The organism is Saccharothrix sp. ALI-22-I, from assembly GCF_001984175.1.
Classification (GTDB): domain Bacteria; phylum Actinomycetota; class Actinomycetes; order Mycobacteriales; family Pseudonocardiaceae; genus Actinosynnema.
Genome location: NZ_MTQP01000044.1, coordinates 22,992 through 39,159 on the forward strand (window position 1 = coordinate 22,992; position 16,168 = coordinate 39,159).

16 protein-coding genes and 2 tRNA genes are annotated in these 16,168 nt (G+C 70.9%); 9 read left to right on the forward strand and 9 right to left on the reverse strand.

The annotated features are described in order from the left end of the window. Positions 1–15 precede the first annotated feature (15 nt). A complete protein-coding gene (locus ALI22I_RS06970) occupies positions 16–663 on the forward strand; it encodes a hypothetical protein (protein WP_077004674.1) in 648 nt (215 codons plus the stop codon). Positions 664–793: 130 nt separating this feature from the next. On the opposite strand, the gene ALI22I_RS06975 is transcribed toward ALI22I_RS06970, so the two are convergent. Both ALI22I_RS06975 and ALI22I_RS48825 read right to left on the reverse strand, forming a co-directional pair. After that, positions 794–1,354: a hypothetical protein gene (locus tag ALI22I_RS06975; RefSeq protein WP_077004675.1), complete on the reverse strand. Its 561-nt coding sequence runs from the start codon at positions 1,352–1,354 to the stop codon at positions 794–796. 288 nt (positions 1,355–1,642) lie between these two features. Next, the gene (locus ALI22I_RS48825; protein ID WP_143532019.1) at positions 1,643–1,921 is read right to left on the reverse strand and encodes a hypothetical protein; all 279 of its coding nucleotides are present in this window, start codon (positions 1,919–1,921) and stop codon (positions 1,643–1,645) included. A 125-nt stretch (positions 1,922–2,046) separates the two neighbouring features. Here ALI22I_RS48825 and ALI22I_RS06980 point away from each other — a divergent pair, with 125 nt between their 5' ends. The 5 genes from ALI22I_RS06980 (at position 2,047) to ALI22I_RS07005 (ending at position 6,618) form a co-directional block, all read left to right on the forward strand. Continuing rightward, complete coding sequence (locus tag ALI22I_RS06980; RefSeq protein ID WP_238598168.1) at positions 2,047–2,703, forward strand: DUF1062 domain-containing protein; 657 nt, start codon at positions 2,047–2,049, stop codon at positions 2,701–2,703. A 125-nt stretch (positions 2,704–2,828) separates the two neighbouring features. Next, entirely contained in the window at positions 2,829–3,827 is a 999-nt protein-coding gene (locus tag ALI22I_RS06985) for an NAD(P)-dependent alcohol dehydrogenase (protein ID WP_077004676.1), read from the forward strand. A gap of 84 nt (positions 3,828–3,911) precedes the next feature. After that, a tRNA-Ala gene (locus ALI22I_RS06990) sits at positions 3,912–3,985 on the forward strand. Between the two features lie 243 nt (positions 3,986–4,228). Then, the gene (locus ALI22I_RS07000; protein ID WP_238598169.1) at positions 4,229–5,455 is read left to right on the forward strand and encodes an SDR family NAD(P)-dependent oxidoreductase; all 1,227 of its coding nucleotides are present in this window, start codon (positions 4,229–4,231) and stop codon (positions 5,453–5,455) included. Between the two features lie 5 nt (positions 5,456–5,460). Then, a complete protein-coding gene (locus tag ALI22I_RS07005; RefSeq protein ID WP_077004677.1) occupies positions 5,461–6,618 on the forward strand; it encodes a ribonuclease inhibitor in 1,158 nt (385 codons plus the stop codon). Here the strand turns inward: ALI22I_RS07005 and ALI22I_RS07010 are convergent. Together ALI22I_RS07010 and ALI22I_RS07015 are read right to left on the reverse strand one after the other, a co-directional pair. Beyond that, the gene (locus ALI22I_RS07010) at positions 6,594–8,453 is read right to left on the reverse strand and encodes an AAA family ATPase (RefSeq protein WP_077004678.1); all 1,860 of its coding nucleotides are present in this window, start codon (positions 8,451–8,453) and stop codon (positions 6,594–6,596) included. The two genes, ALI22I_RS07005 and ALI22I_RS07010, sit on opposite strands and share 25 nt — an antisense overlap. After that, positions 8,450–9,799, reverse strand: coding sequence for a vWA domain-containing protein (locus ALI22I_RS07015; RefSeq protein ID WP_238598170.1), 1,350 nt, complete (start codon positions 9,797–9,799; stop codon positions 8,450–8,452). Before ALI22I_RS07015 ends, ALI22I_RS07010 begins: the two co-directional genes overlap by 4 nt. A 103-nt stretch (positions 9,800–9,902) precedes the next feature. Here ALI22I_RS07015 and ALI22I_RS07020 point away from each other — a divergent pair. Next, positions 9,903–9,978 (forward strand) — tRNA-Cys (locus tag ALI22I_RS07020). A 1-nt stretch (position 9,979) separates the two neighbouring features. Here the strand turns inward: ALI22I_RS07020 and ALI22I_RS07025 are convergent. Then, entirely contained in the window at positions 9,980–10,816 is an 837-nt protein-coding gene (locus ALI22I_RS07025; RefSeq protein WP_202970823.1) for a hypothetical protein, read from the reverse strand. A 269-nt stretch (positions 10,817–11,085) separates the two neighbouring features. On the opposite strand from ALI22I_RS07025, the gene ALI22I_RS07030 reads away from it, so the two are divergent. Together ALI22I_RS07030 and ALI22I_RS07035 are read left to right on the forward strand one after the other, a co-directional pair. Further along, positions 11,086–12,468 (forward strand): FAD-binding oxidoreductase, encoded by a 1,383-nt coding sequence (locus ALI22I_RS07030; RefSeq protein WP_077004681.1) that lies wholly within the window; start codon positions 11,086–11,088, stop codon positions 12,466–12,468. 263 nt (positions 12,469–12,731) lie between these two features. Then, positions 12,732–13,496: a DUF4184 family protein gene (locus ALI22I_RS07035; RefSeq protein ID WP_077004682.1), complete on the forward strand. Its 765-nt coding sequence runs from the start codon at positions 12,732–12,734 to the stop codon at positions 13,494–13,496. A 150-nt stretch (positions 13,497–13,646) separates the two neighbouring features. On the opposite strand, the gene ALI22I_RS48830 is transcribed toward ALI22I_RS07035, so the two are convergent. The 4 genes from ALI22I_RS48830 to ALI22I_RS52195 form a co-directional block, all read right to left on the reverse strand. Then, positions 13,647–13,853, reverse strand: coding sequence for a hypothetical protein (locus ALI22I_RS48830; RefSeq protein WP_143532020.1), 207 nt, complete (start codon positions 13,851–13,853; stop codon positions 13,647–13,649). A gap of 435 nt (positions 13,854–14,288) precedes the next feature. Further along, positions 14,289–15,173, reverse strand: coding sequence for an alpha/beta hydrolase (locus tag ALI22I_RS07040; protein WP_238598171.1), 885 nt, complete (start codon positions 15,171–15,173; stop codon positions 14,289–14,291). A 128-nt stretch (positions 15,174–15,301) separates the two neighbouring features. Then, positions 15,302–15,844, reverse strand: a complete 543-nt coding sequence (locus ALI22I_RS07045; protein ID WP_202970825.1) for a hypothetical protein — start codon at positions 15,842–15,844, stop codon at positions 15,302–15,304. Beyond that, a complete protein-coding gene (locus ALI22I_RS52195; RefSeq protein ID WP_202970827.1) occupies positions 15,841–16,131 on the reverse strand; it encodes a hypothetical protein in 291 nt (96 codons plus the stop codon). The genes ALI22I_RS07045 and ALI22I_RS52195 overlap by 4 nt, the downstream gene beginning before the upstream one ends. Positions 16,132–16,168: the final 37 nt, after the last annotated feature.

Here is a 16,168-nt window from a genome sequence, read left to right on the forward strand (position 1 = left end):
TTCGTTCCGGGTCTGATGGCGGGCGGGCAGACTGCGCGGTGGATCGACGCCACCCGCCTTCCTGAAGACATCGTGGCATTAATCGACGCTCTCGGTCCCGGCGAGGACCTGCTCATCAAGCGGGACGGCAAGTCGATCGCGACGATATCCAGTACAACCGGCACGTTCCATGCCGGAATCGTCGATCCCGGGAGCCGAGGCGACCAGGCCGCCGAACGCTCATCGTTAGCCTACGAGAACGTGACCGTCGTGGCCACCGCGATGAAGTTGTCGGCATCGGCTCGGGCATCGCTGTCCGCCCAGCTCGGCCCCGACTACATAGTGCTGGACATGAACTCGGCCCCCAAGAGCGTCGACGTACTGCTGATCCCGCCGGTCAGCCCACAGCTGATCGGAAACCTCCGATCGATGTTTCCGAAGGCCCGGGTGGTCATAGCGGAAATCGAGGACAAAGAACTCGGAGTCAGCTACCAAGGCCCGGTCCGCCGCCTCCTCAACGCCGGCGCCGACGTTTACGTCCCACCCAGCACGATCCCCCGCCTGGCTGAGCAACTGGACCGAACTATGGTCCATCTGCGCCAGATCACCGGCAACGCCGGCAACACCTCGACACCATTGATAATCGAATCGTCGCAAGACCACAATGCCTCCGAAGACGAATAACACGCTCGCGACCCGTTGAATCACCACCCAAAAGTCGGCCACACGTTCTGAACTGCGCCGGACAGCCGACCGGCGATCTCGTCGTTACGCGCCGGTTGGACGACCTGCGCCGAAGTGGGCGGCGCGCGTCCTAGAACGTGGGTGGCCGGGTTGCTTCCGGAAGCAGGCTGTCCAAGGCCTCCTCGCGTCGGCGCTGTCGTTCCCGCACCGCGTCCACCGGGTCGCGTCGAAACGTCCGCGCCCGCGCCGTGGTCTGTTCGCGGGCCCGTTGGCCCGCCTCGCCCAGCGGTCCGCGTACCCGTGGAGCGGCTGTCTCCGCGGTGCGACGGTGGATGCGCCACCACCGACCCAACGACATGCCCGCCACGGGCGGGGCGGCGCGATCGGTCGAGCCGGCCGCGGTGTCGCCGTCGTCGAACCACGCCCGCAGCCGCTTCTGGAGGAATTCGTGCGGCTCGTCGGTTTCGCGCCACTCGGTCTGCAACGTCCCGGACGGGGTCAGGTCGACCGCACGGAGCACGGCGTCGACACACCAACCGGCCTCGAACCACGGCGACAGGACCTGACCGAGTTCCCGCCGATCAGCACCGGGCCAGCCGGCACGCAGGCACAACGACTCGACCGCCGTCACGACGTCCTGGTCGCTGCTCGGAACGACGCGGCCCGGCCAGTGTTGCGGATGAATGAACACGGCACGATCCCCTCATCCCCGCGCAGCGGCCGGACAGTCCTCGATTCCCGGGATTCCCCGTGACGAGCGCACGGACGGCGACGCGCAGCCCGACATCCATATTGGACGGTCCGCGCCGCTCCACGCGGTTGCCGGCCCCGACACGCCGCGATGTCCCACGATCGGGCAGACCAGAGCCGACCGAAGGCATGTCCGCCGGCTCTCGGCAGCCCATGACCATCGCGGACAGCGGATGACCGCTGCCGGCCGAGGCGAACCGGGGAGCGGGTGAACAGCTCGACCACCCCGTCAGGCGACGTCTCGTGACAAGGCGTGACCGACGTCGTCCACGGCGACCGCTTCCACATCACCAAGATGGACCCCGACCGCCACCCACGTGTCCGAGTGACCGACCGCGGCCTCCTGGAAAACCTGTTGCCTGGCGGCCCATTGGTTGAACATCATGGCGGGCATGGAGTCGTAATCAGTGGCGCACGTGCGGAATGAAGACGGGTTCGAGTCGCTCCCGCCTCTCTTCGACGTGCCGCGCGAAGCCCGCACCTTGTGATCAGTGCGGGCTTCTTTCACGCGACGTGATGTGCGACGTCGCGTCAGCCGGCGTGCTGCGCTTTCAGACGCCGGCCGTACGCCACTGGATCCGGGGGGCAGTTCACGGCGCCGCAAAGCGCTGACTGGTGCCTCCTCCACAAGTCTTGGAGTTCGCCGAAGCCATGAACGATTTTCGCAGTACCCGTGTGCCCGCTGACGGTGGCGGATCTGGCATCGACCGGAAAGCGCTGTGGGTGGTCAGGGAGCTGGGTCTGCCCGCCATCGTCAAAGCATGCGTGTCGTGCAGGTCCACGCGTCACCATCCCACCGGGAAGTTCCGTGTGAACGCGAACGGCAAGCTCCTCGACGTCTGGATGCTGATCTGCTGCGAGACGTGCGGCCGCACGTCGAAGATCCCCGTCCACGAGCGCATCCACGTGCAGGCACTCGAACACCAGCGGCTGCTGATGTTCGAGAACAACGATCCGGCCATGGTGCGACAGCTGGCCATGGACGCGGCGCTGGCCGGCAAGGCCGCATACCGGCTCGACTGGAGCGGCACGTGGGAGCTGGAAACCGACATGCCGTTCTACGAACTCGATCGCGAGGAGCCGGCGTCGATCGAGGTCGTCATCAGATTCGAACTCCCGGCGCCCATCCGAGTCGGGAAGCTGCTCACGGCCGGGTTCGGCCTGAGCCGATCCGCCGTGCGAGGCATGGTCGATTCCGGGCGCATCCGCCTGCCCATGGCCATCGACGCGAAGGCCCGCGAAGACTTCACCCTCTTCGTCATCGGATCGTCTGTGACACCAGACTCGTGAACCTGGCCCCTAGGGCTTATCCCGGATGTCCGCACCGAGGTCGCCCGCTTATCGTCGTCGCCAGTGCCGACGCTTCCGGCAGGCCGGCCGTTCACACAGCGAACCGCGTCGTCACGGAGGCTTCGATGAAGGCGATCGTCCAGGACCGGTACGGCTCATCCGACGTCCTGCGGTTCGAGGACGTCGACACGCCGACGCCCGGCGACAACGAGGTGCTGGTGCGGGTGCACGCGGCGTCGGTCAACGCGTACGACTGGCACGTCATGCGGGGCGACCCGCGCATCGCCCGCCTGATGGCGCCGCGCATGTTCGGGCTCTCCGGTCCCAAGGCGAAGATCCGGGGCCGTGACTTCGCGGGCCGGGTCGAGGCGGTGGGCAGACGAGTGGCGCGGTTCCAGCCCGGTGACGAGGTGTTCGGCGACCTCGGCTCCGGCGACGGGGCGTTCGCCGAGTACGTGTGCGTCGCGGACGACACGGTGGAGCCGAAACCGGCCAACCTGACGTTCGAGCAGGCCGCCGCGATACCGGTGGCGGGCACCACCGCCCTGATGGGTGTGCGCGACCTGGGCCGGGCGCGGCCCGGACAGCAGTTCCTGATCAACGGCGCGTCGGGCGGCGTGGGGACGTTCGCGGTGCAGATCGCCAAGTCGTTCGGCGCGGAGGTGACCGCGGTGTGCAGCACGCGCAACGCCGACCTGCTCCTGTCGATCGGCGCGGACCACGTCGTCGACTACACGAAAGAGGACTTCACCGGGAACGGGAAGCGCTACGACGTCGTCTTCGACTTGGTGGCGAACCGCTCACTGGCCGACCTCCGGCGGGCGCTGACACCCGAGGGAACGCTCGTCCTGTCCGGTGGCGGAGTGTCCGACGGCGGCAGTCTCTTCGGGCCGGTCGGCCTCTCGGTCAAGGGCCTGCTGATGTCCCGCTTCGTCCGCCACCGCATCCTCGCGCTCAGCGTGGAGATCAACCGGGACAACCTGGCGACGCTGCGCGAACTGGCCGAGTCCGAAATGGTCACCCCGGTCGTCGACCGGACCTACTCGTTGTCCGAGACCCCGGAGGCGATCCGGTACCTCGAACTGGACCACGCGCGGGCCAAGGTCGTCATCACGGTCGACTAGGGGGACGCGCACCTGACCCGCCACGGACAGCCGAGCCCGCTGGACTCTTCGGCGCACGTCCGGCGATAGGATGCCGCCCAATGCCCGGGTCGTAGCGCAGAGGCAGTCGCTCCGCACTCGCAGCGCGGATCACGCCGGTTCGAATCCGGCCGCCCGGGCAGGCTGTCCGGCCCCGTAGCGCAGAGGCAGGCGCGCCGCCCCTCACGGCGGTCACGCGGGTTCGAATCCTGCCGGCCACACGACTACGGAGACGGGCGGGATGGACGAGGACGAGCAGGCGGCGTTCCACGCGGCCGTCTCCAGGCTGCGCGCCCTGCCCGCCGATGACCCGGTGCGCCTGCGCGCGGAGCGGGTCGCGGAGTCGTTCGTCCGGGACGGCAAGCAGCGGCGCAGGAAGGCCCGTGACGCCGGGCGCGCGGCAGCCGACGCCGCGGTTCGACGCCACGACCGCCACCGGCGCCATCGAGCGCCGCGAAGACGCCCCGCTGCACGTCGAGCCGGCCGCGACGGCACGTCCGCTCGCCCGTCCCCGCCGCTGTTACGTCTGCAAGGCGGGTTACCGGGTGGCCGACGCGTTCTACCACCGACTGTGCCCGGCCTGCGCGGCGGAGAACGCCGAGCGCCGAGCCGCGTGCACGGACCTGGCCGGACGCCGTGCGCTGCTCACCGGCGGCCGGGTGAAGATCGGCTTCCACCTCGCGCTGATGATGCTGCGCGACGGTGCGGAACTGATCGTCACCACGCGCTTCCCGCACGACGCGGTGCGGCGCTTCCGGGCGGTGCCGGGCAGCGAGGCGTGGCTGGACAGGCTGTCGGTCGTGGGCATCGACCTGTGCGACCCGCGCCAGGTGCTCGGCCTGTGCGAGTCGCTGCGGGAGGAGGGCAGGCCGCTCGACATCCTGGTCAACAACGCGGCCCAGACCGTGCGCCGACCGCCCGAGTCGTACGCGGCCCTGGTCGACGGCGAGACCGGCGCGTTGCCCGCGAACGCCCGCCTCGCACCGGGTTTCCGCCCGATGCCCGCGCTGGGGGCCGTCCGCCACGCGCTCGCCCTCGTGCCGTCCGCGGTGAACGGCAGCGAGGTGAACGGCAGCGAGGTGGACGGGACCGAGGTGGACGAGGCCGGGCTGCTGCCCGACACCGCGCCCGTCAACTCCTGGTCGCTGCGCATCGGAGAGCTGGATCCGACCGAAGTGCTGGAAACGCAGCTGGTCAACGCGCTCGCGCCGACCCTGCTGTGCGACCGCCTGCTGCCCCTGCTGCTGGCGTCCCCGTTCCCGCGTCGCTACGTCGTCAACGTCTCGGCCGTCGAGGGCCGGTTCGCGGTGCGGAACAAGACCGCCCGGCACCCGCACACCAACATGGCCAAGGCCGCGCTCAACATGCTGACCCGCACCAGCGGCCCCGACCTGGCCCGGCAGGGCGTGTACATGTGCGCGGTGGACACCGGGTGGATCACCGACGAGAACCCGGCGCCGAAGAAGACCCGGCTCGCCGAGCGCGGTTTCCGCACGCCGCTGGACGTGGTCGACGGCTCCGCGCGCGTCTACGACCCGATCGTGCGGGGCGAGGCGGGCGCGCCGGTCGCCGGCGTTCTGCTCAAGGACTACCGCGAGGTGGAGTGGTGAGCCCGATGGAACCGCGCCCGGCGGGCGACCTCGAACCGCTGCTGTCGTGGCTGCGCACCGGTGGCACGACGGACCGGCGGCTGGACTTCCCGTCCGGGACCGCGCTCCCGGACGGTCGCCTGGACCTGTGCAAGCAGGCGCTCGGGCCGACCGGGGCGAGGCTGGTCGCCGACGCGCTGCGCCCCGGTGTGGTCCGGCACCTGCTGCTGGGAACCGACGGGCTCGGCGACGATGGCGCGGCAGCGGTGGCGGGCCGGGCCGTCGAGCGCGAGGTGGAGACGCTGTACCTGGGTTGCAACGGGATCACCGCGGGTGGCGCCTGCGACATCGCGGACAACCTGCGCGCGTCCCCGCAAGCGGCCCGGGTCACCGGGATCTGGCTCAAGCGCAACCCGCTCGACGCCGGCGCGGGGGAGGCCGCGGCGGGGATCGTCGAGTCCGCCCGTTCGCTGCGCACCCTGGACCTGGTCCAGACCGGCATGGCTGCGGCGGGCCTGGCCGTCCTGGTGGACGCGCTGGTCACCGCCGCCGCGTCCGGGCGTCGGGTCGAACGCCTCTACGTCGGCGGCAACCCGCTCGGACCGGAGGGCGCGGCGCACCTGGCCGCGCTCCTGCGAGCCGACGCGATCAGCGAGCTGTACGTGTCCGCGGCGCGGCTCGGTGACCGGGGCGCGGAGACCATCGCGGACGCGCTCGTGCCGGGCGGGCGGCTGCGGCGGCTCTCCGTCGCGAGCAACGGCATCGGACCGGGCGCCGCCGCCCGGCTCGTGGTCGCGGCCGTGGCGGCCGGCGTCGAGGTGTGCGATCTCGGCCGGGTGAAGGCGGCGGGAGTCCTCGGTGCGCGGGACAACCGGCTGGACGAGGCCGCCGCGTCCGCGATCGCCGACGCGCTGGCGCAACGGCCGCACCGCTTGCGGCACCTCGTTCTCAGCGACACGGGGATGCGCGGCCGCGAGGCCCACCGGCTGCTCGACGGCGCGCTGCGGGCGGGCACGCCGACGCGTTTCCTGCTGGGCAAGGGTATCGCCACCAGTGTCCGGCGCAGGTTGGACGCGTTGAGCGCGGACATCCCGCTCCGCCCCGCACCGCACCCCGACGTGTCCGCGGTGCGCAGCGTGCACCGGCAGCCGCCGCCCGGTCAGTCACCACCCGGTCGGCTCTGACGCGGCATCCGCGCGAACGTCTCGACCCAGAACCGCTGCCGGTCCTCGGCGACACCCACCAGGTAGGTCGCCCGCAGCTTCGGCGGCAGCAGCGCGACCAGCCGGGTCACCACCTTGCGATTCCTGCGCAGCTGCGACAGTTCGGCGTTGGCGAGCACCTGGTGGACCACGTCGCTGTCGTTCGTGCCCTCGCCGGACACCTCGCGCGACCGCCGCAGCCTGGCCTCCCACGCGTCGACGTGCCGCGCCAGCTCGCCGAGGCCGGTGACCGCCCGGTTCGCCAGCCGGTCGACCAGCGCGGTGAGCGGGACGGGCGCGTACTCGCCGTCACCGAGGTAGATCGTGGCCATCTCCAGCGGCAGGCCGCGCTCGTGCAGCTTCACCAGCCGCTCGATGGTGCGTTTCGTGATCCACGCCCGGCCGTCGTCGTCGATGTCGTGCTTCCACCACTCCAGCACGGTCTCGGCGACCCCGCCGTAGGTGCTGATCAGCCACTCGTTGGCGGGGATGTCGTCCGGCTCGACGGTGAGCGACGCGGTGAACCGGGTCGCCTGCGCGATGTTGTTGCGGGCCACCAGGAGTTTGCGGCCGAGGTGGTACGGCGGGTTCTGGATCGCGACCTGGGCGCGGAGGTTCTCGATCCGCCGGCCGGCCAGCGACCACTCCTGCGTGATCTCCATCAGCTTGGCGAACGCCGCCTTGTCCTTGGGCCGGTTGTACTCGTCCCACACGATCGCCTTCGGCTCGCCGCCGGTGAACTGCCTGGCCATCAGGTTCTCCAACGCGCCGTCGGCGGTCGGGATCGGCGCGCAGAGGTCCTCGACGTTGGTCACCGGCAGCGAGAAGTACAGCGGCTCCCGGCCGAGTTCCCCGCGGATCGTCTGGCGCACCAACTCGGTCTTGCCGCAGCCGGGCGGCCCTTGCAGCAGCACGCTCCACCGGTTGCGCAGCGCCGCCCGCAGCACCCGCCGCACGGGGTCCGGGATCGTGGCCGGGTTCGGCACGCCGAGCGCGGTGGCGATCCGGTCGAGGACCTCCGCGGTGCGGTCCCGGTTGCGGCTGCGGTTCGCGCGGGGCTCCACCAGCCGCAACCGCTCCCCGTTGACCAGCGGCAACCCCCAGCGCAGCGGGAACCCCTCGCGGGCGTTGGCGAGGACGTGGTCGATGGTGCGCGGCGACAGCAGTTCGCGCAGCGCCGGGTCGAGCGAGTTCCAGACGGCGAACACCTCGCGCAGGTTCCAGTCGCGGTACTTCGCCGCCAGAGTCGTGCGCCACGCGGTGTCGTTCGCGGTGATGCGGACGGTGACCATCCGGTCGAGGATCGCCAGATCACTGCGGCGGGCCGAGGTCTCGGCCAGGGACTCGTTGTCGCTGAGGAACACGCCGACGCAGCCGAGTGCCCGCAGGTCGTGCTCGCCCAGCGTCCAGTTGCAGGCGATCTGCATCAGCTGCGACTGGATGGTCTCGCCCGCCTGCAACGAGTCGTCGATCAGCAGGACGAACCGCCTGCCCGGCTTCAGCTGGCTCATGACCAGTTGCCGCAGCACGAGCTCACCGGTGGCCGCGTCGCGCACCGGCGCGTTGATCAGCAGGTCGTCGGGCGTGAGGTTGGCCGCGGGCACGAACACCAGCTCGGTGTCCGGGTAGGCCTCGGCGATGTGCGAGAAGAACGTGGCCGTCTTGCCGATGCCGTGCGCGCCGAACACCTGCCCGGTCTGCCCGATGTCGATCATCGCGTCGATGAACGCGGACAGCCGCGAGCCGCCGGTCCAGCCCGCGGGCGGCACGGGGTAGGTCGCGTTGGGCCGCCACGGTCTGCGCGTGGTGTCGCTCATCTGCCTGCCGTCCTGGTCACTGGCCGCACCCGGTGGCAGGCCATCGGTGGGTTGTGGGCGTCCGGCCAGTCGTCGCCGCCCTCAGTGATCAGCCAGATCCACTTGTCGGGCTCGGCCGGTGTCACGTGCGGGGCGTGACCGTCGGTCAGGACGACGACCGCGTCGGCCCGCTCCTCGAACGGCACGCCGTCCAGCGCGGTGCGTCCCTCGACGTAGTCCACGACGGCCTGGAAGCTCGTGCCGCCGCCACCGCGCACGACCTGACCGGGTTCGAACGGCATCACCACGGCGTCGAACGACAGCCAGTGCGCCTCGACGCCCTCGATGCGGCCGACCAGGTCGGTCATCCACCCGACCACGCCGGACGGCATCGAGCCGGACGTGTCGTAGGCGATCACCAGCACCTTGTCGCGCTCCGGGCCCCGGTGCGACAGCACGGGGTCGTGCCCGAGCGCGGCCAGCACCGCGCCCCGCTTCCTCGGGTACACCAGCCGCTCGGCCTGGCGCAGCTTGGACGCCAGCACGTCGACCAGCCACCGCTGCCACCAGTCGACCACGCCGGTCCGCGCGGTCGTGCCGCGCAATGCGCCCACGCCGAGAGCGCCCCAGATCCGGGCGGCCCGCTCGGACGCGCTCGCGGTGCGGTCCAGCAGGTCGAGCAGTTCCGCCTCGGCACTCGCGTGCCCTCGGCGGGCGGCGAGCAGGGAGTTGAGCAGCGCCGAGGTCACGGTCGTGTCGACCGCCTGCTGATCGGCCGGAACGCGTCCGGGTATCAGGTGGACGCACAGGGACGCGGGCACCGGCGGGTTGCGCATGCGCTTGAGCTCCCGGTACACGACCATGTCGGTGTCCAGGAACTCGTCGTAGGTCAGCGGCTGAAGCCCCTGCCCGGTGACGTCGGCGACGTAGCCGGCGTGGACCTCTCCCGGGTCGACGCCGACCGGCCGCCCGTCGAGCCGGGGCAGTGACGTGCGGTGCAACCGGACCATGGCCACGTGGTTGATCGACACCTCCGCCGCGATGGCGAACACCGGGTCCTCGCGCAGCTCCGGTTCCGCGAACAGGTGGCGGTGCACCAGGTGGCGCGCCTCGTGGAACAGCACGAACTTGACGCCGTCGAGCCCGATGCCGACGAAGAAGTCGGGGTTGTAGAGCAGCAAGCACGTCCCGTCGCCGGAGGCGACGACGGCCGCGGTGTCGATCGCCGTGGTCGCGATCTGGTGGCGGCACTTGGAGAACAGCCAGGACGCCACCGCGGACTCGGTCAGCCCGAAGTCCAGCAGTGCCGCCTCCTTGAGCCGCTCGGCCTCGGCGACGACCGACGGCTCGGCCGGTCGCCAGGCCACCAGCGCCTGCCGGTCGGCCAGGTCGACGACGTGCCGATTCCCACTGCGCTGGCTGATGGCCCCTCCTCCGACTACCCGTCCGCTGTTGCCCTACGATCGACGCGACGGGTCGTAGCGCAGGGGCAGTCGCATCGCATTGCAAATGCGGAACACGCTGGTTCGAATCCAGCCGCCCGTCACCTAGAGACCGGCGACCGCACCGCAGGTGCGCACCAGTTCCGGTGCCGTGCCGGTGAACGTCGGCAGCACCTGGGCCAGCACCGCCCACGCTTCCGGGTTCGCCCCGAGTTCACGGCGGACGAGCGGCGCGAGGAACTCCGCGGCCTCACGGGTGCGTTCGGGGAACAGGGTCGTGCCGACGTGGAGCACGTCGAGCACGGACCGCGCGGGCGTCCAGCGTTCGACGTACTCGCGCGGGTAGCCGACGATGCCCGCCTGCCTGAGCCGGTGGGTGAACTTCGGGTGCGACCCGAACTGCGCGCGCACCTCCGGCGGGCAGTCGATCCGGATCGACAGCGCCCACCGCGCGTACCCCGGCAGCGGTTCCACGCGGTCCGCGTCGGCGATCTCGGGCCAGTCGGCCCTGCTCACCGCACCCGCCGCCACCCGTGCCGCTGCCATGGACCGCGCCCGCCGAAGCCCGCCGACCAGCCCGTACGGGCTCACCGCGAGTTCCGGTTCGCGGTGGGAGCAGTCGGCCTTGTCGCACGTCCCCACCACCGGCAGCGGTCCGCGGGCCGTGCCGAAGGGTGTTCCGCGGAGGACGTCGCGCTTGACCGCGTCGGTGATGTCGGCGTGGTGGTACACCAGCGCGTTCGTGGCGGGGTCGTCCCGCTCCAGCATCCACAGCAGCGTCGACTGCGGCGCTTGGAGCCGATGGAGCTGCGACGCCGACCACTGCGCGGGATTCGCCTCGGGCTCGCCGATCCCGAGCCGCCGCTGCACCGTCGCGGCGTCGTCCGGTTCGATCAGCGAGAGCAGGAAGTGCGCCCCCCGGACGTTGTTCCCTCTGTCCACGTGCGGGATTGTCGCATGGTGACTCATTGCGCCCACGCCGTTTCATCCACGGTGGCCTCTTTGCTCACCGGGGAAAGCAGGTAGGGGTCGACATCACCTTCGACGACGGTGTGCTCGTAACCGGAACTCTGCGTGGACCCCGCTCGTCCGGGACGTCCGGCGTTCTCCGTGGACCAGCCGGGTTCAGGAGCGGGCGGCTCGGTGGAACTTGGCCCGTTCGGTGGATTGGCACGTCAGGCGGCGGCGGGACCATGGGGCGGGGGGCAACCATGGAATTCGGCCGCAGGACCTTCATCCAGGCAACCGGACTCGTGGCGCTGGGTGCGTGGGAGCACGATTGGGACCGGCTGCGCCGTGCGCTCACCGGCAGGCTGGTTCTCCCCGGCGACGACGCCTACGACACCGTGCGCCGGCCGTACAACAGGGTGTACGCGCACCGCAGGCCGGCGGCAGTCGCGCTGTGCGCCGACGAATCCGATGTCGCACGGTGCCTCGACTTCGCCGCACGCCAACGGATTCCCGTCGCCGCCCGCAGCGGTGGGCACAGCTATGCCGGCTACTCCGTGCCCGAGGGCGGACTCGTCATCGACCTGGCCGCACTGCGCGGTATCCGGATCGACCACCGCGGCCGGGCGCACGTCGGCGCCGGCACCCGGATGATCGACCTGTACGACGAGTTGGCCCGGGCGGGCAGACTGCTGCCCGCCGGGTCGTGCCCCACCGTCGGCATCGGCGGGCTCGCGCTGGGCGGCGGGATCAGCGTCGTGGGCCGCAAGTACGGCCTGACGTGCGACCGCCTGCTCGCCGCGCGGGTGGTGACACCGGACAGCCGGCTGCGCCCGACCGACCCGCACACCGAGCCCGACCTGTTCTGGGCGCTGCGCGGAGGCGGAGGCGGCAACTTCGGTGTCGTCACGTCCTTCACGTTCGACACCGCCCCGGCCCCGGACGTGGTCGTGTTCACCCTGAACTTCCCGGCGGGCGCGGCGACCGACGTGCTCGGCGCGTGGCAGGACTGGATGGTGGGCACGCCGGACGGGCTGTGGACGGCGTGCAACGTCGTGGCCGGCAGCCCGCCCGGCACCGGCGTCGTCGGCACCTGGATCGGGCCCGAACGCGAGTTGGTGCCGCTGCTCGACCGGCTCACCGCGAAGGTCTCGCCGACCGGCCGCACGGTCGTGCCGATGGACTACGGCACCGCCATGCGGTACTTCGCCGGCTGCCTGCCCGCGTGCCAACCGACCGACGGCACGCCGTTCGTGGCCTCGTCCAGGATGCTGAACCGGCCGGTCGACCCGGCGCGGGTCGTCACCCTGCTGGCGGGGCGGCGGGCGGGCCGGGCCCAGTTCGACTCGTTCGGCGGCGCGATCGGGCGCGTGCGGCCGGAAGCCACCGCGTTCCCGCACCGCCGGGCCGTCGCCAGCGCCCAGGCGTTCGTGGACGTCATCGACGTCAGCGAGGCCGAGGCCCGCCGCACCGTGGCCGACCTGCGCGACGGGTTGGGCCACGACACCGGCTACGTCAACTACATCGACCCCGACATGCCGGACTGGCGAACCGCCTACTACGGCCGCAACCTCCCCCGCCTGAGCCGCGTCGCGCGCCGCTACGACCCGGACCGCGTGCTGGCGTTCCCCCAAGGGCTCGCCTAGTAGCTCTTGTCACGGAAACGTCCTCCTGATGCGCTGTGGGGCTTGGTGTCCCATCGCAGGAGGACGTTCATGGGCAACGGTAGCGGTGTGTCCCGGGGGTGATCGCAACCGCAATGCCCGGCTGATCACTCGGCTCGTCACAGTCGTGGTGTCCGTGGTGTCACCGGCCTCGATGCCGATTAGGATTCGGCGATCGGGCCGAAGGTGTCCGTCCGTGGTCGAGCGTTGCGGCCGTGCACCTTCGAGGAACGGGAGTCGTCGGCGTGCCGTTCACGTTCGCCCATCCGGCCGCGGTGCTGCCGCTGCGGGGATTCCTGTGGTTCCCCGGGTTGGTGGTGGGCTCGGTGGCTCCCGACGTCGCCTATTACCTGCCGGTGCCCGGCGGCCCGGGCAGCACCCATTCGGTCACCGGCCTCTTCGGAATCGACCTCCTGCTCGGGGTTCTGCTGTTGCTCATCGGGGTTCTGGTTCTCGCGCCGCTGCTGGCCCTGTCCTCCGAAGGGTGGCGCGCCCGCGTCACCCCGCCGGATCTCGTCGCCCGGTTGCGCACCTGGCGGGCGCGCATCATCGCGGTCGGGTCGTTGATCGTGGGTGCCGCGACCCACCTCGCCTGGGACGCCGTCACCCACACCGACGGTGCCGCGGTGCGGCATTGGCCGGTGCTGCGCCTGTCGGTCGTCGGCCCTCATCGCCTGTACAACGTGATCGGCTATGTCTCCTCGCTCGGTGGCCTGCTGCTGCTCGGTATCGTCGTTTTGCGCTGGTATCGCCGCGCCCCACACGGCAACGGGGAACACTGGCGAGCACTGTCGAGGGGAATCCGCAGCTGGGTTCTCGGCGGGATCGCGGTCGCCGCGGCCGCCGGTTCGGGTATCGCGCTCGCCGATCCGGTGAGCCAGGTCAGTGCCTACGACTGGGTACGCCGGTTGTTGGTCGGCGGCGTTCAAGGCACCGGGCTGGCGCTCGCGCTCTACGTGCTTTGCTGGCACCTCGCCCGTCAGTTCGGCATGCCGCGTGAGCGCATGTGACCTTGTACACGGCTTCCCCAGCCTGACAGCAGAACGTCCGTGCCGGCAGAAGAGGTTGCTCCGCAACGCCCGAGCCACACCCGAGACCGGCTTCGCCACCGACTCGCCCATCCGCACCTGGACCCGTTATCAAGGCTGCGTGCCGCGCCACTAGCCCGTTGCCAGCGCGTGGATGTCGGCGGCGATCCCTGGCAGCGGCGCGGTGTCACCGATCGAGGCGAACCAGTCCCACAGTTCGAGCGCGTGGTAAAGCCGGTAGAGCCCGATTCTGGCCATTGCGCGGGCCGGCAGCGGCCTGTAGCCGTCGAGCAGCCCGGCACGTAGACGTGCACCTCCTTGGCCTGCTTCCAGCGCCACTGGTCGGCATACTGCTTGACGATCACCGGATCGGCATCTGCGAACCGCACCTCGTGCACCGCGCTGAGCTGTCCACCGGTCCGCGGCACGACCTCGGTGACGACCCCACCGAGTGCCGAGACCGCTGCCACAGCCGAAGTGAGCACAACCGGAAGCTACCCAGCGCGGGACACGCGGGCGAGGGCATTTCAGACGGCCGCTGCCGGCCGAACACGGCATCGGCCTGTCGCCCAGCCAGGTCTACCGGCTGGTGACCGAACGGCCCGAACGGCGATGCCGTCAGTGGTCGAGACGCAACACCACAACGTCGAACTCGGCGAAGTCAGACTGCACTACGTCCTCGCAGGTGGCGCTCACCTGTCGCCGTGACGTCCTTTTCGGACGCCTGCGTTTCGCCGGGCTCGCTTCCTGGGGTGATCACCTGAGTTTCAAGGTTCAGGGGCTGAGCGCGGTGCGCAGGGTGGAAGCCATCAGCTCGATGGCTTCCACACCGGCCTGTGCCGGGCCGGCGTGCGTGAAGTAGTGGTCGACGCCGGTGAAGACGCGGTGGGTGACCTGGACGCCTGCGGCGTCGAGGGCTTTGGCGTAGGCGTCGCCCTCGTCGCGGAGGCGGTCGTGTTCGGCGGTGATGACCAGGGCGGGCGGCAGTCCTGCGAGGTCGTCGGCCAGGCCGGGTGAGACGAGGGGGTGGGTGTAGTCGGCGGGGTCCGGGGTGTAGGCGGCGCGGAAGATCCGCATGATTTGGGGGGTGAGCAGTGGTTTGGCGATGGGGGAGAACTTGGTGGCGGGGTCGGCGAGTTGGTCGAGTGGTGCGGAGTCGAGGATCTGGAGCCGGGGCGAGAAGGTGCCGCGGTCGCGGGCCGTACGGCAGACCGCGGCGGTGAGGTTGGCCCCGGCGCTGTGTCCGCCGACGGCGAGTCGGGAGCCGTCCCAGTCGTTGGTGTGGCCGTTCTCGGCTACCCAGGCGGTGACGTCGTAGGCCTGGGTGGTGGCGGCGGGGAACGGGTGCTGCGGGGCGACGGCGTAGTCCACGTTGATCACGACACAGCCGGCTTTCGCGGCGATGTAGCGGCAGATGTGGTCGTCCTGCTCGGGCCGGCCGACGACGAAGCCGCCGCCGTGGAAGTTGACGTAGACGGGCGCGGGGACGGGGGGAGTGTCGGTGGTGGCGGTCGGTCGGTAGACGGTGCAGGTCACCGGTCCCGCTCCGGTCGGCACGCGGAGGGTCTCGGTGTGCTTCGGGATGTCGGTGAAGCGCAGGTCCTTGTGTACGCGGGAGATCATGCCGCCGAGCAGCAGTTGGATCCCTCTGGCCTGCACCCTGTGTCCAAATGACATCGTCTGTCCCGTCTCACGGCCGCGGCGCGGAATCATCAGGTTTCCTGACAATAGAGGTTCGGGCTGCGTCGCGCCACGGTGAGCGCACCACGTCCGGCTTCCTTCGGAGGTCACTCCGGTAGCGGGTAGGCGCCGGCGGCGATGTCCTCGAAGAGCGTCGGGCCGGTCGGTGTCCAGCCGAGCAGTTCCCGGGTGCGGGTGCTCGACGCGGGGAGGTCCGCGCCGAAGAAGCGCCCGATCCAGCCGAAATGGGTCTCGGCGTCCTCCGGTGCGACCGACACCGTGTCCATGCCCAAGTGGTCGCCGATGGCGGCGGCGATGTCGCGGGAGGGGAGGCCGTTCTCGGCCACCGCGTGCACCCGTGATCCCGCCGGGGCCTTCTCCAGTGCGAGCCGGACCATCCGCGCGGCGTCGGAGCGGTGTACGGCCGGCCAGCGGGTCGAGCCGTCGCCGGGGTAGCCGGCCGCGCCGCGCTCCTTGGCGATCTTCGTCAGGGTCGCGACGAAGCCGGGGTCGCCCATGCCGTGCACGGTCGGGGGGAAGCGCGGCGCCACCGGTCGGACCCCGCGGTCGGCGTACGCCAGGGCCAGGTTCTCGCTGCCGCCGCGTAGCGAGTCGGGACCGTGGTGCAGTGACGCGTCGTCCTCGGTCAACGGGCGCCCGAGGCCATCCCGGAGGCGAGCAGGAACGGCCGGTCGCTGCCCTCGATCGTGTCCAGCACCCGCCGGACGGCGGCGTGTTCGCTGCGGCCGGCGCCGGCGTAGTCGGTGAAGTCGTGCTTGAAGGCGAGGTGGATGACACCGTCGGCGGCCGCTGCTGCCGAGGCCAGGCTGTCGAGGTCGTCGAGGCTGCCCCGGTGGGCCCCGGCCTGGACGACCGCGTCCGCCGTCGAGTGGGTGATCTCGTTGTGCGACGCGGGGGTCGACTCGTCACGAGGCACGGTCAAAGGAGACCACGCCACAACCCCGGACGCGAGA